Origin of the sequence: Streptomyces sp. NPDC006872 (genome assembly GCF_040635845.1) — a bacterium.
Lineage (GTDB): Bacteria > Actinomycetota > Actinomycetes > Streptomycetales > Streptomycetaceae > Streptomyces.
The window spans coordinates 7,319-27,755 of record NZ_JBEYIL010000009.1 but is presented as its reverse complement, the minus strand read 5'-3'; the positions used below and the strand labels follow the sequence as shown (position 1 = coordinate 27,755).

The following is a 20,437-nucleotide window of genomic DNA, read 5'->3' as shown; positions in this document are numbered from 1 at the left end:
GGTACCTCCAGGTGCTGCACTGCTCCGTCCGGTGCGGCGGTCAAGGGCGACACGCGCTGCAAGGTCACGGAAAGGTCACCGGACGGACAGAACCACCACACTAACGGGGCATTGTGCGTGGTTCGGCCAGATGCGTGAAGGAGAGACGGTCCTCACCTGCGCATGAACCAGCCATGATCCTGGGGAGAAGACAGGTTGTGGTCGAAAACACTCCCAGCCCGTTACCGGGACATGGTGGCGCGTCCACCAGGCAAGAGGAGAGACTGGCTGCAGATCGTCCCGGCGCGAGCCACGCGCCGCCGACGCCCAAGGAGGCATCCGTGCCGCATGTCCTGGTCCTCAACGCGTCGTACGAGCCGCTCGGCGTCGTACCGCTCCGCCGCGCGCTCGTCCTCGTCCTGGAGAACAAGGCAATCTCCCTGGAGGAATCCGGCGCCTTTATGCACAGCTCGACCGTCACAGTCCCCGCACCCAGCGTGGTCCGGCTCAAGCGATTCGTCCGGGTTCCCTATCGGGGGCCCGTTCCTCTTACCCGCAGGGCGCTCTTCGCGCGAGACGGGGGCCGGTGCATGTACTGCGGTGGCGTCGCAACCAGCGTCGACCACGTCATCCCACGCAGCCGTGGGGGCAAGCACGTGTGGGACAACGTCGTGGCGTCCTGCCGTCGCTGCAACCATGTCAAGGCCGACCGGCACCTCGTCGAGATCGGCTGGCGGCTGCGCCATAAACCCGCTCCTCCCTCCGGCCTCGCCTGGCGCATCATCGGCACGGGCCATAGGGACCCGCGCTGGCTGCCGTACTTGCAGCCGTACGGCGCGGACGACGCCCTGGCCCGGATCGACGGCATCTCCGCCTGACGGATCCGGGCTTCTTCATGCCCCGTGGCGCCGCGCAGTCGGCAGGGCAAGGCCACGGGGCCCTTCGGGGCGCACGGCAGGGCCGGGTCGTCGGTGTGCCGCGTGGGGATGTGATGTGGTGAGGACGTCTGTCCTCGCGTCCACTGGGTAGGGCTGCGGTATCCGATCCGTACCCCACGAGGAGGCCACCGTGATCGCGCCGGCCCGCTGCAAACGCCCGGTGGACCATTCCACCCGGCTCGAAGAGACCCGTGCCCTGATCGCGGAGAGCCCCGCCGCCGAGCCCCCGCTGACCAGCGAGCCGCCGCTGCCCGACGCCGAGCCCCTGACCAGCGAGCCGCCGTTCGCCGCGGACCCAGACTCCACGAGGCCGTAGATGACGGCGCCCCCCGGAGAGGAGCTCGCCCGACTCGCCGCGCTGTACGGCGTCGCCACCTCCTACCAGCCCTCCCCGGACCGTACGGTCACGGCCTCGGCCGCCGCCGTCACCCGCGCCCTGGCCGCCCTCGACGTCGACGCGGACACCCCGCAGGCCGTGCGCGCCGCCCTCGCCGTCCGGGAACGGGAACTGCGCGAGCGGCTGCTGCCGCCGACGGTCGTGTGCTGGAGCGGCAGCCCGTGCGAGGCGCTCGCCGGCCTCCCCGAGGGCACCCGGCTGCACATCGGGACCGAGCAGGGCGAGAGCCGGGACTCCGTCGAGCGACTTCCGGCCGGGGTGCACCGGTTGACGGTCGTCGCACCCGACGGGCGCACCGGTCGCGCCCATCTCGTCGTCGCCCCGCCCCGCCTGCCCACGCCCGAGGGGCGCTCGTACGGATTCCTCGTCCAGCTCTACTCCCTGCTCTCCCAGCGCTCCTGGGGCATGGGCGACCTCGGGGACCTCGGCGAGCTGGCCGGCTGGGCGGGGCGGGTGCTCGGGGCCGGGTTCGTGCAGGTCAACCCGTTGCACGCGGCCGTACCGGGGGCGCCGACGGATCCGTCCCCGTACCGGCCCTCCTCGCGCCGCTTCCCCGATCCGGTGCATCTGCGGGTCGAGAACGTCCCCGAGTTCGCGTACGTCCGGCCGGACGCTCCGCGTTCGGTGTTCGAGCGCGCCGGACGGCTGCGCGAAGCCGTCCTGGAAAAAGGGGAGTTGATCGACCGGGACGCCGTCTGGGAGCTCAAGCGACAGGCGCTGGAGCTGGTCGCCGAGGTGCCGCTCGGGCCCGGCCGGCGCGCCGCCTACTGCGACTTCCTCGCCGAGCAGGGCCAGGCGCTGGAGGACCACGCCACCTGGTGCGCGCTCGCCGAGGTGCACGGGTCGCAGTGGCAGCGGTGGCCCGAGGCGCTGCGCGACCCGCGGTCCGCCGAAACCGCCCGCGCCCGCGGCGAGTTGATGGACCGCGTCGACTTCCACTCCCGTCTCGCCTGGCTCACCGACACCCAGCTCACCGACGCCCAGCGCGCCGCGCGCGAGGCGGGCATGCCGGTCGGGATCGTGCACGACCTCGCGGTCGGCGTGCACCCCGAGGGCGCCGACGCCTGGGCCCAGCAGGAGTACTTCGCCGCCGGGATGTCGGTCGGCGCCCCGCCGGACGCCTTCAACGCCCGCGGCCAGGACTGGGGCCTGCCGCCCTGGCGTCCGGACCGGCTGGCCGCGTCCGGCTACGAGCCCTACCGACGCCTGCTGCGGGCCCTCTTCCGCTACGCCGGCGCCCTGCGCATCGACCACGTCATGGGCCTGTTCCGCCTCTGGTGGGTCCCACAGGGCGAACCGCCGACGCAGGGCGCGTACGTCCGGTACGACGCCGAGGCCATGCTCGCCGTGCTGGTCCTGGAGGCCTCCCGGGCGGGCTCGGTGGTGATCGGCGAGGACCTCGGCACCGTCGAGCCGGGCGTCCGGGAGGCGCTGCGCGAACGGGGCGTGCTCGGCACGTCCGTCCTGTGGTTCGAACGGGACTGGGACGGCGACGGACGCCCCCTGCCCCCCGAACGCTGGCGCGCCGACTGCCTGGCCACCGCCACCACCCACGACCTGCCCTCCACCGCCGCCCGGCTCACCGGCGAACACGTCGAACTCCGCGACCGGCTGGGCCTGTTGACCCGCCCGCTGGAGGAGGAACGGGCGGAGGCGGCAGGCGACATCGGGGAGTGGCTGGCCCAGCTCACCCGCCTCGGGCTGCTGGCCGGCACCGGCGGCGGCAGCGACCGCTCCTCGGAGGAGGCCGAGATCCAGGCCGTCCACCGCTTCCTGCTGCGCACCCCGGCCCGCATGATCGGCGTCTGGCTGCCGGACGGCGTCGGCGACCGCCGCCCGCAGAACCTGCCCGGCACCTGGGACCAGTATCCGAACTGGCGCCTTCCCGTCGCGGACGCGCAGGGCCTTCCGGTGACCCTGGAACAGCTGGCGAGCTCGCCCCGGCTGCATGCGTTGGCGGAGGTGTTCGCGGAGGCGTTCAGAGAGCGATAGCGAGCGCCCCTCGGGCGAGCAAGGCACCTGGGGCGCCCCTTACGCACCCCCGGGCGCGCGCTCCCCGACGTCGTTCGCTAACTTTGCACCGTGGACAAGAAGAACGCCCTGCGCGCCGGCGCCCTGGCTGCCGGTACGACGCTGATGATGCTGCTCATGTCGTCCCCCGCGCTCGCGCTGACCCGCGACGACGGCGACGACCCCGGCCAGGGCCTGAGTGTCATCGACACGCTGGGCCTCTATGTCCTGGCGCCGCTCGCGCTGTTCGGGGTGATCACCGGGCTGGTGATGGTCCTCGACAAGTCCAAGACCGAGCACCGCGTCGCGAAGCCCGCCAAGGCGAAGGCCTGATCACCGACTGAGCCGCACCGCAGCCGCATCGCCTGTCGGCCGGTAATTCCGTCGACAGGCCGCGGCCGGGCTGACACGCTTCCGCGCATGACCCACGGAATCGAGTTCCCCTGCGCTCGGTGAGCGCCCCGGAAGAGCGCACCGCGCTCCCTCCCGCCCCGCACGACCTTGCCCTGTACGACCATGTGCAGCGCCTGCTGCGGGAGTCCCCCGACGGGCTCCCGCCCGGCCGCGGCTTCGACCTCCCCGGCCCGTCGGCCTCAGCGGCCTCAGCGGCCGAATCCGACGACAGCGAGACCCGGCTGCCCTACCGGACCGCCGCGGCCGTCATCCCGGAAGCGCTGCAGCCGTTGCCGGAGGATCCGGCCGCCCTGCATCGCCGCTTCGCCGAACTCGGCGTCCGGGGCCGCCATCGCCACCTGATCCTGTCCGCCGTCGCCGCGCTGCCGCTCCCGGCCGAGCAGCACGCCGCGGCCCGCGCCCTGGCCAGGGGACTGACCCGCACCGGCACCGCCGTGCCCGCCGTCATCGCGGGTCTCGCACTTCTCGCCCGCGTCGGCGAACCCGAGGACGTCCCGTGTCTGGCCGCCCTCGGTCTGCTGCGATCGCTCACCGGCCCGGCCGTCCAGGCGCTCGACGCCCTCGACCGGCAGGCCGCCGCCGTCGTCTGGCTCGTCTCCTCGATCCGCCGAGCCGAACTGCTGCCGCTCGTCCGCGCGCTGGGGACGGGGGACGGCCGGGCCGTCCCCGGCGAGCTGGTGGCCTTCCCCGCCGACGCCCGCTTCATCGGCACCGCGACCGCCCGCCGGATCGCGGAAGCCGTCCGACTGCCCGACCTGCTCGCCGAGCAGCCCGCCGACCCGGCCCTGCTCTCCCGGGCGGGCCGCCTCCTCGTCCGGATGGCGTGCTCGTCCGACGACCCGACCAAGCTCCTCGCCTACCACGACGCGCGCAGCGTGTACGAGACGGTCGTCGACCGGGCGGGCCTGCTGCCCCCGACCCTCGAACACCACGCGACCCTTCTCTCGCTCGCCCAGGATCTGAGCAGTGGCGCCGGAGCGCTGCTGGACTGGCCCTCCGGCTGCCGCGAGGCGCTCCTCGACGCTCTCGACCGACTCCTCGCGGAGCCGTCCTGGGCAGCCCTGGCCGAGACGGATCCGGACGACGCCCGCGCCCGGTGGATCCGCCGCACCGGACGGCGTCCGTTCACGACCGGCGCCGGCCGGCTGCGCATCGAGGTCGTGGCCGGCGACCCCGTGGACCGGGAGCCCGTCGAGGCCCGCATCCTCGTCGACGGGCGTCCGCTCGTCCCGGACGTCTTCCCGCCCGGTCCCGTGCACAGCCCCGAACGCCTGCTGGACGACCGGCTGCTGCGGGCCGGTCCCGAGCCCCGCCGGGTGCAGCTCGCCGAGGCCTGGTGCACCGAGGGATGCTGCGGCGCGCTCTACGTCACGATCCGCCGCGACGGCGCGGAGGTCGTGTGGGAGGAGTGGCAGCGGCCGGACTTCACCGGCTCCCAGGAGTCCGCGCCCGAACTCCCCGCCCTCCGGTTCGACGCCGCCGCCTACGACGCGGAGATCGCCCGGGCGGAGGCCGACGACTCCTGGTCCTGGCGGGCCCGTACGACGGCCCGTCTGATCAAGGCGGGGCTGGTCGAACGGCCGGAGCTGCTCACCCGGTGGGACGCGCGGCGGGGCTGGATCAGCACCGGCCACGAGGACCAGGACACGATCGTGGTGACGTTCTTGTACGCGCCGGGACTCGGGGCCGGGGCGGCGGACGGCGATCCGCTCCAGTTCCGCTGGACCGTCCCGGACGACGGCGCCCCACCCGAGGCGCAGGCCGCCGCCGCCCTGCGCCGACTGGCCGGGGAGGACCCGAAGACCTACGCACAGCTCTGCGGCGGCAGCCGCGAGCGCGCCGCGGAGCTCGGATTCCCCTGGCCGCCCGAGGACGGCTGATCACCCCCCCCGGGTCCATCCCCCGGGTCCGTCAATTCCGCGCGGGTCCGTCAACTCCCCGCGTCCGTCCCCGCTCAGCGGCCCGGGGTCTCCGTGACCACCAGCAACTCTCGCAACAGGTCGGCCAGTTGGCCGGCCTGTTCGGCGTTCAGGGCGGCGTTCAGGGCCTCCGTCTGGACGGCGAGGCCCGCGCCGACCGCGCGGTCCACCAGGTCCAGCCCCTTCTCCGTCAGCGTGACCTGGAGGCCGCGGCGGTCGTGCGGGTCCGGGGAGCGGCGCAGCAGGGCGGCCCGTTCCAGCTTGTCGAGGCGGCCGGTCATCCCGCCGGTGGTGAGCATCAGCGTGGCCGAGAGCTGGCGGGGCGAGAGGGTGTAGGGCTCGCCGGAGCGGCGCAGGGTGGCGAGGACGTCGAACTCGCCGCGTCCGATGCCGAGGGCGCCGTACGCCTTCTCCATGCGGTCGGTCATCGCGCGCGCGAGCCGGGAGATCCGGCCGAAGACCTCCATGGCGGCGGTGTCGAGGTCGGGCCGGACCGTCGCCCACTGCCCGATGATCGCGTCGACGGGGTCCTCGCGCGGGGGGTGCTGACTGCTCATGCGGTGAGTATCCCGCCGGGTTCGGTCGCCCGCAAGAAAGTGGCTCTGCGCTAAGTGGATCGACGTTAAGCGGGTTGACGCTAAGTTGCTTAGCGCTAAGCTATCCACTCATGAAGAGGTCAGCGACCGTCCTGCTCACCGCCCTCGCCCCGATCTCCTGGGGCACCACCTACGCCGTCACCACCGAGTTCCTCCCCGCCGACCGCCCCCTGTTCACCGGCCTGCTGCGGGCCCTGCCCGCCGGGCTGCTGCTGCTCGCGCTCGGCCGGGTGCTGCCCCGGGGCGTCTGGTGGGGGAAGGCCGCGATACTCGGCGCGCTGAACATCGGCGCCTTCTTCCCGCTCCTCTTCCTCGCCGCCTACCGGCTGCCCGGCGGCACGGCCGCGGTCGTCAGCTCGGCCGGCCCGCTGTTCGTCGTGGGCCTCTCGGCGCTGCTGCTCGGGCAGCGGCCGACCGCACGGACCCTCCTCGCCGGGATCGTGGCCGTGTTCGGCGTCAGCCTGGTCGTGCTGAAGGCGGCCGGGGCGCTGGACGGGCTCGGCGTGCTCGCCGCGATCGCCTCCACCGCCTCGATGTCGGCCGGCACGGTGCTCACCAGGAAGTGGGGCAGCCCCGAAGGCGTCGGCCCGCTCGCGCTCACCGGCTGGCAGCTCACCGCGGGCGGCCTGCTCATCGCCCCGCTCGCCTTCCTGGTCGAGGGCGCCCCGCCCGCCCTGGACGGCCGCGCGATCGGCGGCTATCTCTACCTCGCCCTGGGGAACACGGCCGTCTCGTACTGGCTCTGGTTCCGCGGCATCGGCCGTCTCGGCGCGACCCGGGTCACCTTCCTCGGCCCGCTCTCCCCGCTGACCGCGGCCGTCGTCGGCTGGGCCGCCCTCGGGCAGTCCCTGACGCCGCTCCAGCTGACGGGCATGGTGCTGGCGTTCGGCGCGACGGTGGCGGGGCAACTGTGGGCGGGACGACCGGCCGCACCACGCCCACCGCACACCGTCCGCAAGCCGCTGCGCGAGACGGCGTCCGGGTGACAGCAGAGGGCGCCCGATGCGACACCGGGCGCCCTCTGCCGTCACCTGCGCGGAGACTACTGCGCGTCGGCCGCCTGGGCCCGCAGCGCGCGCTCCACGCCCGAGCGGGCCTCGGAGACGAGGCGGCGCAGGGCCGCGTTCGGCTCGGCCGAGGCCAGCCAGGCGTCCGTCCGGTCCAGGGTCTCCCGGGAGACCTGGATCGTCGGGTAGAGACCGACCGCGATCTGCTGGGCGATCTCGTGCGAACGGGAGTCCCAGACGCCCTTGACGGCCTCGAAGTACCGCTCCGTGTACGACGCGAGCAGCTCACGCTGGTCGGTCTGGACGAAGCCGCCGATGACCGCCTCCTGGAGCGCGTTGGGCAGCTTGTCGGACTCCACGACCGACGCCCACGCCTCCGCCTTGGCCTCCGGCGTCGGACGCGCGGCCCGCGCGCTCGCCGCGTGACGCTCGCCGGCCGCCGTCTTGTCGCGCTCGTACTCCCCGGCGATCTCCGCCTCGTCGAACCGGCCGACCGCCGCGAGGCGCAGCACGAACGCCCAGCGCAGCTCGGTGTCGACGGCCAGGCCCTCGATCGTCTGCGTACCGTCCAGCAGGGCCTCCAGGAGGTCCAGCTGCTCCGGCGTACGGGCCGTCGCGGCGAACGCCCGCGCCCACGCCAGCTGGTGGTCGCTGCTCGCGTCGGCCGCCCGCAGATGGGCCAGCGTGGCGTCCGTCCAGCGGGTCAGCAGGGCCTCGCGGGTGGCCGGGGCGCCGTACAGGTCGATGGCGAGCTTGACCTGGCGGTGCAGCGACTGCACCACACCGATGTCCGACTCCTTGCCGATGCCGGACAGCACCAGGGACAGGTAGTCGTGGGTGGGCAGTTCGCCGTCCCGGGTCATGTCCCAGGCCGACGCCCAGCACAGGGCGCGCGGGAGCGAGGCGTCGAAGTCGCCCAGGTGCTCGGTGACGAACGCCAGCGACTGCTCGTCCAGACGGACCTTGGCGTACGACAGGTCGTCGTCGTTGAGCAGCACGACGTCCGGACGGCGCTTGCCGACCAGCTGCGGGACGACCGTCAGCTCGCCGTCGACGTCCAGCTCCAGGCGCTCGTGGCGCACCAGCTTGCCGCTGTCGCCGTCGAGGTCGTACAGGCCGACCGCGATGCGGTGCGGACGCAGCGTCGGCTCGCCCTTCGCGCCCGCCGGGAGCGCCGGGGCCTCCTGACGGATGGCGAAGGCGGTGACGACACCGTCGGCGTCCGTCTCGATGTCCGGACGCAGGACGTTGATGCCGGCGGTCTGCAGCCACTTCTGCGACCAGGTGCCCAGGTCACGGCCGGAGGTCTCCTCCAGCGCGCCGAGCAGGTCGGACAGCTGGGTGTTGCCGAACGCGTGCCGCTTGAAGTAGGCCTGCACGCCCGCGAAGAACTCGTCCATGCCGACGTACGCCACGAGCTGCTTCAGGACGCTGGCGCCCTTGGCGTAGGTGATCCCGTCGAAGTTGACGAGCACGTCGTCGAGATCCCGGATCTCGGCCATGATCGGGTGGGTCGAGGGCAGCTGGTCCTGCCGGTACGCCCAGGTCTTCATCGAGTTGGCGAACGTCGTCCACGAGTGCGGCCAGCGCGAGTCGGGGGCGTACGCCTGGCAGGCGATCGACGTGTACGTGGCGAACGACTCGTTCAGCCACAGGTCGTTCCACCACTCCATGGTGACCAGGTCGCCGAACCACATGTGGGCCAGCTCGTGCAGGATGGTCTCGGCGCGCATCTCGTACGCCGCGTCCGTCACCTTCGACCGGAAGACGTACTGGTCGCGGATGGTGACCGCGCCCGCGTTCTCCATCGCGCCCGCGTTGAACTCCGGCACGAACAGCTGGTCGTACTTCTTGAACGGGTAGTCGTAGTCGAACTTCTCCTGGAACCAGGCGAAGCCCTGCCGCGTGACCTCGAAGATCGCGTCCGAGTCGAGGAACTCGGCGAGGGAGGGCCGGCAGTAGATGCCGAGCGGGACGCTCTGCCCGTCCTTCTCGTACACGCTGTGGACGGACGTGTACGGTCCGACGACGAGCGCGGTGATGTACGACGAGATCCGCGGCGTCGGCTCGAACTCCCAGACGTCGTCCTTGGGTTCGGGGGTCGGCGAGTTGGAGACGACGGTCCAGCCGCTCGGGGCCTTCACGGTGAACCGGAAGGTCGCCTTCAGATCCGGCTGTTCGAAGCTGGCGAAGACGCGACGCGCGTCCGGCACCTCGAACTGCGTGTACAGATAGGCCTGTTCGTCGACCGGGTCGACGAACCGGTGCAGCCCCTCACCGGTGTTGGTGTACGCGCAGTCGGCGACGACGCGCAGGACGTTACGGCCCTCCAGCAGCCCCGGCAGCGCGATCCGGGAGTCCTTGAACACCGCGGCGGCGTCCAGCGGGTCACCGTTGAGGGTCACCTCGTGGACGGTCGGGGCGACGAGGTCGATGAAGGACTCCGCGCCCCCTTCGGTGACGTCGAAGCGCACCGTGGTCACGGACCGGTAGGTGCCGCCCTCCTGCGCGCCGGAGAGGTCGAGATCGATCTCGTACGAGTCAACGGTGAGCAGCTTCGCCCGCTGCTGCGCCTCTTCGCGAGTCAGGTTTGTGCCAGGCACGCGGTCATCTCCTCGATATGTGTGGGTTGCGCCATCCTTCCACGGGAGGGGTGCGTGGGGCGACGACGTTCCTGGCGAGGCGGCGGCCGTGGGGTGTCCGGCCTGCGGGACGGGCTGGGAAGCGTGGGGTCGGCGCTGAATGGTGGAGGCATGGCTTCCACCTCCCCCACCAGCGTGTCCTCGGACGCCCCTGCGGCCGCCGCCCGCCCCTGGGCCGCCGTGCTCGCCCTCGGCGCCGCCACCTTCTGCGTCGTCACCACCGAGATGCTGCCCGTCGGTCTGCTGACCCCCCTGCGCGACGGACTGCATGTCTCGGCAGGCACGGCCGGCCTCACCCTCACCCTGCCCGGGCTGGTCGCCGCGGTCGCCGCGCCCCTCCTCCCGGTCGCGGTACGCCGTGCCGACCGCCGCCAGGTCCTGTGCGCGTTGCTTCTCGTTCTCGCCGCGGCCGACCTCCTCTCCGCCCTGGCGCCCGACGTGCGGATCCTGCTCGCCGCCCGCGCACTGGTAGGGGTCTGCATCGGCGGGGTGTGGGCGCTCGCGGCGGGCCTCGCGGTACGACTGGTCCCGGCGCCGTCGGTCGGCCGGGCCACGTCGGTCGTCTTCAGCGGAGTGGCCGTGGCGTCGGTGCTGGGCGTCCCGGCCGGCACCCTCCTCGCCACGGCCGTCGGCTGGCGCTGGTCCTTCGCCGCCCTGGCCGCCCTCGCGGCGGGAGCCTCGCTGACCCTGGCCCTCGTGTTGCCGCCGCTCCCCGCCGAGCAGCCGGTGAGACTGCGGCAGTTGGCACGTCTCGCCGGAGTTCCCCGCATACGGCGCGGGATGTCGGCGGTGGCACTGCTGATCGTCGGTCACTTCGCCGCGTACACCTATGTCCGCCCGGTCCTGGAGCGCGTACGCGGCTGGGACACCGGCCAGATCGGCACACTGCTCCTCTGCTACGGCCTGGCCGGCGTCGTGGGCACCTTCGCGGCGGGCGTGTTCGCCGCCCGCAGCCCCCGAAGACTGCTCTGCGTCATCGCGGCGGCCCTGGGTACGGTGATCGCCCTCCTGGTCCCCGCCGCCGCCTCACCGACCCTCTCCACGACGCTGCTCATCCTCTGGGGCCTGGTCTACGGCGGTGTGTCCGTCTCCGCCCAGACCTGGCTGTCGACGGCTGCGCCGCACGCCCGCGAGGCGGTGTCCGCGATGTTCGCCGGAGTCTTCAACACGGCGATAGCACTGGGCGCGTTCACCGGCGGCCGCGTCTCGGACGCCTTCGGACTGACAGCGGCGCTGTACGTTGCGGCGGCGCTGGGCGTATCGGCGGTACCGCTGCTGATATCGGCGGAGGCCGGCCCGGACTGACCCCACCACCCCTTCCACCGGAGCTCGACGTCCGGAATCCGCCGGTGCCGGTGGGCGGTCGGCCGGAGGGTGGGGGTATGGCTACTGCTGCGACCACTACGACAACGTCCCGGGACCACACCGTGCGGGCCATCCCCGCCGCCGTTCTCGACGGGTTGCGGGTCCGCGATGACGCCGGATGTCCGGTGACGCCCTTCGTCGATCACGAGGGCGGTGCGCCGCTGCGCTGCTGTCTGCGGCGCAGCGCCGTGGGGGAGAGGATCGCGCTCGTCTCCTACGCGCCCCTGCGGCGATGGGCGGCCGAGACGGGGGTCGAGCCCGGGGCCTACGACGAGCAGGGGCCCGTGTTCGTCCATGCCGAGGGCGAGGGTTGTACGGGGCCGGGTCCCGGTGCGGCCGGGGGCGGGTATCCGTTCGGCGATGCCCATCGGACCGTTCGGCGGTACTCGGGCGACGGGCGCATCCTCGGGGGCGCGCTCGTCGACGCCGGGGAGCTCGACGCGGCCTTCCGGGAAGCGTTCGACGGCCCGGACGTCGTGTTCGTGCACGTCCGGGCCGTCGAGTACGGCTGCTTCCTCTACGAGGTCAGGCGTTAGGTCAGGCGCTGGGTCAGGCCCTGGGCCTGGCCTGGCCGTTCAGCTCGGCCGCCACCAGCTCCGCGATCTGGACCGCGTTCAGCGCCGCGCCCTTGCGGAGGTTGTCGTTGGAGATGAAGAGGGCGATGCCGTGCTCGACCGTCTCGTCCTCGCGGATGCGGCCCACGAACGACGGGTCCTTGCCGGCCGCCTGGAGGGGGGTCGGGATGTCGGTGAGGACGACGCCCTCCGCGGCGGACAGAAGCTCCGTCGCGCGCTCCGCCGACAGGGGGCGCGCGAAGCGGGCGTTGACCTGGAGCGAGTGGCCGGAGAAGACCGGGACGCGGACGCAGGTGCCGGAGACCTTCAGGCCCGGGATCTCCAGGATCTTGCGGGACTCGTTGCGGAGCTTCTGCTCCTCGTCGGTCTCGTTCAGCCCGTCGTCGACGATCGAGCCCGCGAGCGGGATGACGTTGAAGGCGATCGGGCGCTTGTAGACCTGCGGCTCGGGGTAGTCGACCGACTCGCCGTCGTGGGTGAGCTTGTCCGCGTCGGCGACGACCTTCTGCGCCTGACCGTGCAGCTCGGCCACGCCCGCGACGCCCGAGCCGGACACCGCCTGGTACGTCGCCACGACCAGCGCCTCCAGGCCCGCCTCCGCGTGCAGCGGCTTCAGGACCGGCATCGCGGCCATCGTCGTGCAGTTCGGGTTGGCGATGATGCCCTTGGGGCGGTTCGCGATCGCGTGCGGGTTCACCTCGGAGACGACGAGGGGGACCTCGGGGTCCTTGCGCCAGGCCGACGAGTTGTCGATCACGACCGGGCCCTGCGCGGCGACCTTCTCGGCCAGCGCCTTCGACGTCGCGCCGCCCGCCGAGAACAGCACGATGTCCAGGCCCGAGTAGTCGGCTGTCGCCGCGTCCTCCACCGTCACGCCGTCCAGCACGGACCCGGCGGAGCGGGCCGACGCGAACAGACGCAGCTCCGTGACCGGGAAGTTCCGCTCGACGAGGATCCTGCGCATGACCGTGCCGACCTGACCGGTGGCTCCGACGATTCCGACCCTCACGACGACTCCCTCTGTCTCGTTACGTACGTATTGCCTGGCCGTGGCTTTTCCATCATGCGGCCGACCCCGGCCCACCTGTCCAATTCTTTCGCCAGCATGCCCGAGGGCTGGGACGCCCCGCCGTGGCGCCCGGTTGCGGAACTCCCGCCCGTACACCCCTTGAGCTGGAGAAATTCGCCCCGCGACCAGTGCTCGCCGCAAGCTGTGCTGCCCCGTCGCGCGGTGTGACGTACGCCTCTGAAGAAATTCCCACGGTTTCGCCGAACGTTTCGGCGCGCCACGGCGTCGTAGAGGCAACGCGGCGAGGGGAGGGGTGTCTGTGCTGCGCAGAATCGCCCGCCGCGTCCAGGGGGACGAACACGGTGACCCCCTGGACGCGGCGCAGGAACGCCGGGTGCGGGCGGTGCTCGCCCTGGGCGGGGTACCACAGGCGGACCTGCTGGACGGGGTACAGCAGGTCCGCCTGCGGCTGCTGGAGCGGGCGGCGAAGGGGTACGAGGCGCCGCGCGACGTCTCCGCCTGGGCGGCGGTCGTCGCGTCCAACCTCGCCATGGACTGGCACCGGGCCAAGCGCCGTCAGGAGCGGCTGGGGGAGCGGCTGGCCTCTCTGCGCCAGCACGAGCACCCCTCCGGCGAGGACACCAGCGTGCTCTCCCTGGCCGTCGCGCAAGGGCTGGACGATCTGCCCGACGCCCAGCGCCAGGTCGTCGTCCTGCGCTTCTACGCCGACCTTCCGGTGCGCTCGATCGCCCGGGAGCTGGGCGTCCCGGAGGGCACGGTCAAGAGCCGCCTGCACACGGCGGTCCGGGCCCTGCGCGCCCGCCTGCACGAGGACGAGGTGGTGTGACGTGGAAGAGCCACACGACGACGGTCACGACGGCATGGACGCGCTGATGGCCGCCATCCTGGACGTTCCCCCCGGCGACCTCTCCGAAGAGGTCCGCGCCGATCCCGACCACCGCTCCGCCCGTGCCGACGTCGCTCTCCTGCGCGAGCAGCTCGGCCTCATCGCCGACGTCCTCACGGAGCCGGTCCCGGAGCCCGCCGAGGCACCGGCGCCCGCCCCGGTACGCCGGCTCCGTCCCCTCGCGCTGCGCGTCGTGGGCGTCGCAGCCGCCGGCGCCCTGGTGCTCGGGGGCGGGTGGGTCGTCGTCGAGATCGGCCGGGGGGCGGCCGACATCGCGTCGAGCAAGAGCGCCGACGACAGCGGGGCGGCGTCGGACGAACGGGCCGAGGCGTCCGCGGGCGGGAAGGGGGCTCTCCTCGACGATCCCGGCTACCTGGCCTGCGCCCGGTTCGTCGTCGAGGGCGACGTCACGGACGTCGTCCGGGTGCCCGGCACCACCCGGGAGCGGGTCACCCTGCACGTCACCCGCTCCTACAAACCGGAGAAGCAGGCGCAGCCCGAGGTTCAGTTCCTGGTCGAGGACGACATGGACCCGCTGCTGGGCGAGGGCGACCACGTCCTGGTCGCCCTGGGGAAGGCGTCCGCCACCGCCGACATGTGGGCGGTCGGCGAATCCGACATCGCCGTCGAGCGGGAGGCGCTCGCCCGCGCGCTGCCCGACACGGAGGGCGTCGCCTGCGAATGACGTGACAAATGGCGTGACAGACGAAGGGCGGGCGCCCGTACGGACGCCCGCCCCTGTCATGCGTAGAGCCGCTACGGAGTGACCTTCTCGATCACCACGTTGCCGCTGCCCGCGACGGTGCCCCGCGCGTTCACCAGCTGGACCTGGCCGAAGAAGGCCCGGCCCTCGGGTGCGGCGGCCAGGGCGGTGACGGTCGCGGAGACCGACGCCGAGGCGCCCGTGGCGAGCTTCACCGGCGTCGACTCGTCGACGTCGACGGTGCCGAGCGAGGACGAGAAGAACACGTCCACGTAGTCGTACGCCGTCGTGCCGGCCGGGACGGAGTAGCCCGCGACCTCGATGGTGTAGGTGCCGGCGGCGGGCGACGGGATGGAGACCGCCTCCTCCGAGTCGCCGTCGGCCTGCTGTGCGACCTGGTTGCCGTCCGCGTCGTAGACCGTCAGGTCCAGGTCGGCGGAGGCGTCGGAGACGTTGCCGATGGAGACGTCGAGCGACTTGGCGCCGGCCGGGACCTCGACCGTGGTGGTCTGGTTCTCGTGGTCCGCGATGGTCGGGCGGGTCGTCTTGGACGAGCCGAGCGGGCCGCCGGCCAGCTTGCCGTCGATGGCCGCGAAGTTGTTCGTGACCTTCCAGGAGGCTGCGGCCGGGGTGCCGACCTTCGCCTCGGGCACGGTCACGGTCTCCGGGTCGAAGGCCGCGCCGTAGACGGTGGCGTCCAGCGTGTACGGGTTGTCGAGCAGCGGCGAGGTGCGGCGCGACTCGACCTCGATCTCCCAGACCCCGGCCTGCGGGTTCTGGTACGAGCGGGCGTCGGGCCGGCAGCCGTTGGTGTTGGGGTAGTTGCTGTAGCAGTAGATCGTGGAGCTGTCCTCGACCCCGACGCCGTACGGGTGGATCGAGATGAACCGGGTCTGGCTCTTGTCCTTCAGCCCGCCGATCGCGACCTCGAAGGACTTGGCGCCCTCGGGCACGGTCAGGAAGTAGGACTGGAAGCTGTTGCGCTGCACGGTGTTCGACACGTGGAACGTGTGCTTCACCGGGGTCGAGACGACGACCGTGTTGAGGATCTGCTTGTCGAGGCCCTCGGTCTTCGGGTCGTCGACCTCCAGGATCGCGCTGGCGATGCCCGCGGCCTTCGGCTTGGCCTGGATCCTGACCGTCACCGGCTTGTTCAGCGACAGCTTGACCTCGTCCGAGCCGAGGATCTTGAAGGTTCCGGCCGCGTTGTTCTCGAGGTGCAGCTCGTGGCGGATCGCCTTGTCGGCGCCGGACGTACGGGTGATGGTGACGTCGTACGTCTTCTTCTGGCCGACCTTGAGGCCGCTCTCACGGTCGTAGATGCCGGTGCCGAAGCCCGGCGTCTTCAGCGCCTGGTCGAGCGCGGTGTCGACCGGGGCCTTCACCGTGTAGTCGTGGGCGGTGGCGCCCTTCTTGATGGACTTCCAGGCGTCCACGATGTCGATGGCGCCCGCGCCCTCCTCGTAGGCCTGGAGGCCCTTGATGTGGTGGGCGGTCGAGGTCAGCGCCGTGCGCAGGGTCGCCGGGGTGAGCGCGACCTTCTGCTGCTTCGCCGCCGAGATCAGCAGCGCCGAGGCGCCCGCGGCCTGCGGGGAGGCCATCGAGGTGCCCTGGAGCATGGAGTAGCCGGCCGGCAGCGAGTAGCCCGACTCGGCGACCGGGGCGCCCTCCAGCCAGGTCTGCGTGGTGTTGATCGAGGCGCCGGGCGCGACGAGCGTCGGCGTGAAGCCGCCGTCCTCACGCGGGCCGCGCGAGGAGAAGTTCAGCAGCCCGTACTTCTTCGTCACCTGGGAGCCGTAGTTGGACGCCCAGGTCTCCTTGGAGATGGCCGCGCCGACCGAGATCACCTTGTCGGCCAGACCGGGGTCGCCGATGGTGTTGGCGCCGGGGCCCTCGTTGCCGCCGGCGAGCACCAGCTGCACGCCGTAGGTGTCGATGAGGCGCGTGTACAGCTCGGCGCGCGCGTTGTTGCCGTCGTTCAGCGTCGGCAGACCGCCGATCGACATGTTGACGATGTCGACGCCGCGGTTGACGACCAGGTCGATCATGCCCTCGGTGAGCGCGACGTTGGAGCAGCCCGGGCCGAAGACGCAGGCGCGGGAGGAGACGAGCTTCGCGCCGGGCGCGGCGCCGTTCATCTTGCCGCCGAACAGGCTGTTCGCGGCGGTGATGCCGGCGACGTGCGTGCCGTGCTCGCTGGCGATGAGACCGATGTTGGCGAAGTCGGCGGTCTTGCCGACCCAGTCGCCGCCGAACGGGTCCATCGGCACGTCCTTGCGGACCTCCACGACGAACGGCTGCCGCTCGGCGACGTCGGTCGCCGGGTTGTCGGTGCCGAAGTACCCGATCTGGTAGCCGTCCTTGTACGGCTTCATCGCGGTGTCGTCGGTGAAGTCGCCGTTGTTGTTCACATCGACGGTGACCGTGCCGGCGGCCGCGTCGTACAGGACGCCCCATGCGTCGGTGGTGTCGCCGTCGCGGTTGACGTCGCCCTTGGCGTCGCCGCCCGCGGTGGCGGACTCCCGGAAGAGGTTGATCTGGTACGAGCCGGGCTTCGCGGTCCAGGTGCGGCCGCCGAAGGTGAAGCTGGGCCCGGAGACGGCAGTCACCATCGGGCGCCAGGAGGCGTCGCCGTCGAGGATCGGGTCGGTCGAGGTGACCCAGTCGACGATCTTGCGCTCGCCGGTGGTGGTCTTCTGCAGCGCCGGGTGCGCCAGGTCCACACCGGAGTCGAGGATGCCGATGGTGACGCCGCGGCCGTCCGCCTTCGGGTTCTTCTTCACGAAGTCGACGGCGCCCGTCTCGAAGGACGGGTTGTACGGGTTCTCGGCGGGGGTCTTCGCGTTCGGCGCGGGGTAGGTCTTCGTCGCCGTGGACTTGGCGTCCTTGGCGGTGTCCGCGTCCGGCGTCGGGTCGTCGAGGACGATGTCCTGGCGCAGGTCGATGGCGTGCACCGAGGTCAGCTCGGCGGCGGCGGCGATCGCCGAGTCGGCCTTGCCGGTCGGGAGGGTGGCGCGGACGTAGCCGACCTTGTCGTAGGACTCGCCCACGGAGCCGCCCTTGACCGCGTCCAGCTCCTTGGCGACCTGCTCGGTCTGGCCGGGGGCGGTCGCGACCATCAGCGTGACGTTCTTGTCGCCGGCGGCCTTGGCCTCGGCGAGGAGGTCGGCGTCGTCGGAGCCGAGCTTGTCGTGGGCGGACTTCACGCCCGGGTCGGCCGCGGCCGGGCTCTGTCCGCTGTCGGCGGAGAAGGCCAGGGGTATCGGCCCGGCTGCGGACAGCGCGGCCACCAGGCCGGCGGCCACGGCTATCCGGGCCACGCGTCTGGTACCCGATATCGGTTCGCGCTGGGGGGTGAGGGTCATCGGCATCCCTTGTAGGCACCTTGTAGGTAAAGGAGCGAGCGGCACGTGATCGGGCCGTTCCTGTCCTGATCACGGTCGTCCGGAGCATGGTCCCGGATGACCGCAAAGCTTTACTCAAGGGACTGCTGTTTGGGGAGAGTTGACCGAATCGATATGGATGAATGGGGAAAACCCTCTACGAACCCTCTGTGCGAGGACTGTTCGCCCGCTGTGCGCCGCCGCGCGCCCCGCCGCAGGCCCGGTCCCGTGCTCCGACCCCTGCTCCGACCCTTGCTCCGCTGCCCGGAAAATCCCGTGTCGGCAGGAACCTCACCGGCTAACGTCCTCGCATGCGCAAGAGGTTGAGGGTGGCGGCCTACGCCGTCTGCGTCCGTGACGGCTCGGTCCTGCTCGCCCGCTCGCCGGCCCCCGACGGCACACCGGAGTGGGTGCTCCCCGGTGGCGGCATGGAGCACGGCGAGGACCCCCTCGACACCGTCGTGCGCGAACTGGACGAGGAGACCGGCTACCGGGTCGAGGTGACGGGCCTCCTCGGCATCGACTCCTCCCGCCATGTCTCCCGCCGCGACGGCCTGCGCGGGCCCGTGGACCACCACGGCGTCCGCATCGTCTACGAGGGCAGGGTCGTCGGCGGCGAGCTGCGCTACGAGGTGAACGGCTCCACCGACCTGGCCGCCTGGCACGACCTGGACGCGGTGCCCGCCCTGGTCCGGGTGGGCCTGGTGGACATCGGGCTCGAGCTCTGGCGCGAGCGGTCGGCGGACGGGCGTTCGCGGTAATGCAGCAGACCCGGATCCGAAGCGTCCAGTTCATTCGTACGTAACGTCCGTACCGCCTCATATCGGCTAACCCGCACTTCACGGGGATGGCTGGATATCGGTGTGTGAGGCGGGTGATCGTGTGCGCAGGGGAAACGGACTGCGGGTGCTCTCGGTCTACGAGGGCTTCTTCTCCGGGGGAGCCCGGATCGTGCACAGCGACGTGGTGCTGGGACTGCGGGAAGGCGGCCAGCACCACCGGGTACTGAGCATCCACGGCGAGGTGCACCGCGAGGCCACCCGCCAGCGGATGGAGGACGACGCCTGCTACCGGAAGCTGACGGCGGCCGACGTGGGCGTCACCTCGCTCGGCCGCACGTTCGGTGCCGGGGGCGCCGGGGGCCTGGATCCGGCCGTCTTCACCGGCCCCGAGCTGGCCGATACCGCTCGGGCGACGGCCGACGCGGACGTGGTCCTCTCCCTCAAGGAACAGCCCCTCGCCCTCCTCGCCCGGGCGGGCCTGCCGCGCCGCCCGGTCGTGGTCTGTCTGCACCGCTCCGACCCCGAGAACCAGGGCCGCGCCCTGGGCGACCTCAAGGCCGCGATCGCCGACGGCACGGTGGCGGCGGCCGTGTGCTGCGCCGAGTCGACCCGGGCCGCGTACGAGGCGGCCGGCGTCCCGGCGGGCCTGCTGCATGTGATCCCCAACGGCGTCGATCTGATCCGCTTCCGCCCGGACGCCGCACGACGCCTGGCGGCGCGCACGGCCCTGGGCGTGGACCCCGCGGCCCCGGTCGTCGTCTTCGCCGCCCGCTACGACGGCATGAAGAACGTCCCGCTCTTCCTGGCGGCCGCCGCCGCATGGCTGGACGCGGTGCCGGACGGGCACGTCCTGATGTGCGGGGCGGGCATGACGACGGCCAACCCCGGCCTCGCGGGCGACATCGCGGACGCCTTCGCCGGCGCGCCGGACCTGCCGGCCCGTCTCCACCTGCTCGGCGTGCGGCACGACATGGAGACGGTCTACGCCGCCTCCGACGTCGTCGCGCTGACCTCCGCCTGGGGCGAGGCGGCCCCCCTGTGCCTGGTCGAGGGCATGATGTGCGGCGCGGTCCCGGTGACCACGGACGTCGGCGACAGCGCGGCCATCGTGGCGGGCCGCGGCATCGTCACCCCGCCCGACCCGCAGGCGATCGCGGCTGCCTGGACGGAGGCGGTCACCCGGCGCGACGAGTTCGCCCCGGCGTCGGCCGCCGCCCGGGAACGTTTCAGCAGAACCCGCATGATCGCGTCGTACGCGGCTCTCATCGACCGGGTCTACGCGGGCTCCGTCCAGCGGATCCCCCAGCGGGAGGACGGCTAGGACTTCGCTAGGACAGGCCCTGGCGGGCGGGTGCGCGCTTCCGGGTGGCGGCTGTCGCGATGCCGATGCCCGCCAGTCCGTACAGGGTGAGCAGGATTCCCTGGCGGTACAGGCCGCCGCGTTCGTGGTCCCGGGCGACCTTCAGCTGGTCGTACGTGGCCGTGCCGGCCGAGTCCTCGGTGTGGTTGTAGTAGAGCGAGCAGGTGTAGTCGCGTCGCATACGGCCGGCGTGCTCCTCGCCGTCCGGACCCAGCTGGATCCCCGGGCAGTCCGGGACGCCGTAGGCCGAACCGGCTCGCAGCAGCGACACCGCCCCCCACAGCAGCGGCAGCAGGAACAGCACGACCAACACCGGGCGTAATCTCATCGGTTCACCCTAAGAGCCCAAGAGCCCAAGAGCCCAAGAGCCCAAGAGCCCAAGAGCCCAAGAGCCCAAGAGCCCAAGAGCCCAAGAGCCCAAGAGCCCAAGAGCCCAAGAGCCCAAGAGCCT

The 20,437-nt window shown here is 72.2% G+C and carries 17 protein-coding genes; 12 read left to right on the top strand and 5 right to left on the bottom strand.

The features are described from left to right. The first annotated feature begins 320 nt into the window (after positions 1-320). From ABZ725_RS26055 to ABZ725_RS26035, 5 genes are all read left to right on the top strand, one after another. Positions 321-857, top strand: a complete 537-nt coding sequence (locus ABZ725_RS26055) for an HNH endonuclease (protein ID WP_351906326.1) — start codon at positions 321-323, stop codon at positions 855-857. A gap of 190 nt (positions 858-1,047) precedes the next feature. After that, positions 1,048-1,233: a hypothetical protein gene (locus ABZ725_RS26050; RefSeq protein ID WP_351906819.1), complete on the top strand. Its 186-nt coding sequence runs from the start codon at positions 1,048-1,050 to the stop codon at positions 1,231-1,233. Beyond that, complete coding sequence (gene malQ / locus ABZ725_RS26045; RefSeq protein ID WP_358804995.1) at positions 1,234-3,306, top strand: 4-alpha-glucanotransferase; 2,073 nt, start codon at positions 1,234-1,236, stop codon at positions 3,304-3,306. It abuts the gene before it with no gap. Positions 3,307-3,396: 90 nt separating this feature from the next. Then, positions 3,397-3,657: a hypothetical protein gene (locus ABZ725_RS26040; RefSeq protein WP_351906320.1), complete on the top strand. Its 261-nt coding sequence runs from the start codon at positions 3,397-3,399 to the stop codon at positions 3,655-3,657. A 119-nt stretch (positions 3,658-3,776) separates the two neighbouring features. After that, the gene (locus ABZ725_RS26035; protein WP_358804994.1) at positions 3,777-5,618 is read left to right on the top strand and encodes a hypothetical protein; all 1,842 of its coding nucleotides are present in this window, start codon (positions 3,777-3,779) and stop codon (positions 5,616-5,618) included. A 74-nt stretch (positions 5,619-5,692) separates the two neighbouring features. On the opposite strand, the gene ABZ725_RS26030 is transcribed toward ABZ725_RS26035, so the two are convergent. Continuing rightward, complete coding sequence (locus ABZ725_RS26030) at positions 5,693-6,214, bottom strand: MarR family transcriptional regulator (protein WP_351906317.1); 522 nt, start codon at positions 6,212-6,214, stop codon at positions 5,693-5,695. Positions 6,215-6,324: 110 nt separating this feature from the next. On the opposite strand from ABZ725_RS26030, the gene ABZ725_RS26025 reads away from it, so the two are divergent. Further along, complete coding sequence (locus tag ABZ725_RS26025; RefSeq protein WP_358804993.1) at positions 6,325-7,239, top strand: EamA family transporter; 915 nt, start codon at positions 6,325-6,327, stop codon at positions 7,237-7,239. A gap of 56 nt (positions 7,240-7,295) precedes the next feature. Here ABZ725_RS26025 and pepN read toward each other — a convergent pair whose 3' ends face one another. Continuing rightward, positions 7,296-9,863 (bottom strand): aminopeptidase N, encoded by a 2,568-nt coding sequence (gene pepN, locus ABZ725_RS26020; protein ID WP_358804992.1) that lies wholly within the window; start codon positions 9,861-9,863, stop codon positions 7,296-7,298. A 150-nt stretch (positions 9,864-10,013) separates the two neighbouring features. Between pepN and ABZ725_RS26015 the strand changes: the two genes are divergently transcribed. After that, the gene (locus ABZ725_RS26015) at positions 10,014-11,207 is read left to right on the top strand and encodes an MFS transporter (RefSeq protein ID WP_358804991.1); all 1,194 of its coding nucleotides are present in this window, start codon (positions 10,014-10,016) and stop codon (positions 11,205-11,207) included. A gap of 77 nt (positions 11,208-11,284) precedes the next feature. Next, entirely contained in the window at positions 11,285-11,803 is a 519-nt protein-coding gene (locus tag ABZ725_RS26010; protein WP_358804990.1) for a DUF1203 domain-containing protein, read from the top strand. Between the two features lie 13 nt (positions 11,804-11,816). On the opposite strand, the gene ABZ725_RS26005 is transcribed toward ABZ725_RS26010, so the two are convergent. Continuing rightward, positions 11,817-12,851, bottom strand: a complete 1,035-nt coding sequence (locus tag ABZ725_RS26005; protein ID WP_358804989.1) for an aspartate-semialdehyde dehydrogenase — start codon at positions 12,849-12,851, stop codon at positions 11,817-11,819. Positions 12,852-13,164: 313 nt separating this feature from the next. On the opposite strand from ABZ725_RS26005, the gene ABZ725_RS26000 reads away from it, so the two are divergent. Both ABZ725_RS26000 and ABZ725_RS25995 read left to right on the top strand, forming a co-directional pair. Then, entirely contained in the window at positions 13,165-13,698 is a 534-nt protein-coding gene (locus tag ABZ725_RS26000; RefSeq protein WP_351906299.1) for a sigma-70 family RNA polymerase sigma factor, read from the top strand. 1 nt (position 13,699) lies between these two features. After that, complete coding sequence (locus tag ABZ725_RS25995) at positions 13,700-14,443, top strand: hypothetical protein (protein ID WP_358804988.1); 744 nt, start codon at positions 13,700-13,702, stop codon at positions 14,441-14,443. 71 nt (positions 14,444-14,514) lie between these two features. Here the strand turns inward: ABZ725_RS25995 and ABZ725_RS25990 are convergent, their stop codons facing one another. Continuing rightward, positions 14,515-17,826, bottom strand: a complete 3,312-nt coding sequence (locus tag ABZ725_RS25990) for a S8 family serine peptidase (RefSeq protein WP_358804987.1) — start codon at positions 17,824-17,826, stop codon at positions 14,515-14,517. Between the two features lie 329 nt (positions 17,827-18,155). Here ABZ725_RS25990 and ABZ725_RS25985 point away from each other — a divergent pair, with 329 nt between their 5' ends. Together ABZ725_RS25985 and ABZ725_RS25980 are read left to right on the top strand one after the other, a co-directional pair. Continuing rightward, entirely contained in the window at positions 18,156-18,605 is a 450-nt protein-coding gene (locus ABZ725_RS25985; RefSeq protein WP_351906290.1) for an NUDIX hydrolase, read from the top strand. Between the two features lie 145 nt (positions 18,606-18,750). Continuing rightward, positions 18,751-19,947, top strand: a complete 1,197-nt coding sequence (locus tag ABZ725_RS25980) for a glycosyltransferase (RefSeq protein WP_358805295.1) — start codon at positions 18,751-18,753, stop codon at positions 19,945-19,947. Between the two features lie 7 nt (positions 19,948-19,954). Here the strand turns inward: ABZ725_RS25980 and ABZ725_RS25975 are convergent, their stop codons facing one another. Further along, positions 19,955-20,314 carry a hypothetical protein gene (locus ABZ725_RS25975; protein WP_358804986.1) on the bottom strand — a complete coding sequence of 120 codons (360 nt, stop codon included), beginning with the start codon at positions 20,312-20,314 and terminating at the stop codon, positions 19,955-19,957. Positions 20,315-20,437: the final 123 nt, after the last annotated feature.

Bases quoted from the DNA above. Each gene is read 5' to 3' on its own strand.
- ABZ725_RS26010 (WP_358804990.1), top strand. From the start codon at position 11,285: ATGGCTACTGCTGCGACCACTACGACAACGTCCCGGGACCACACCGTG.
- ABZ725_RS25990 (WP_358804987.1), bottom strand. From the start codon at position 17,826: ATGACCCTCACCCCCCAGCGCGAACCGATATCGGGTACCAGACGCGTG.
- malQ (WP_358804995.1), top strand. From the start codon at position 1,234: ATGACGGCGCCCCCCGGAGAGGAGCTCGCCCGACTCGCCGCGCTGTAC.
- ABZ725_RS25975 (WP_358804986.1), bottom strand. From the start codon at position 20,314: ATGAGATTACGCCCGGTGTTGGTCGTGCTGTTCCTGCTGCCGCTGCTG.
- ABZ725_RS25985 (WP_351906290.1), top strand. From the start codon at position 18,156: ATGCGCAAGAGGTTGAGGGTGGCGGCCTACGCCGTCTGCGTCCGTGAC.
- ABZ725_RS26030 (WP_351906317.1), bottom strand. From the start codon at position 6,214: ATGAGCAGTCAGCACCCCCCGCGCGAGGACCCCGTCGACGCGATCATC.
- ABZ725_RS26025 (WP_358804993.1), top strand. From the start codon at position 6,325: ATGAAGAGGTCAGCGACCGTCCTGCTCACCGCCCTCGCCCCGATCTCC.
- ABZ725_RS26015 (WP_358804991.1), top strand. From the start codon at position 10,014: ATGGCTTCCACCTCCCCCACCAGCGTGTCCTCGGACGCCCCTGCGGCC.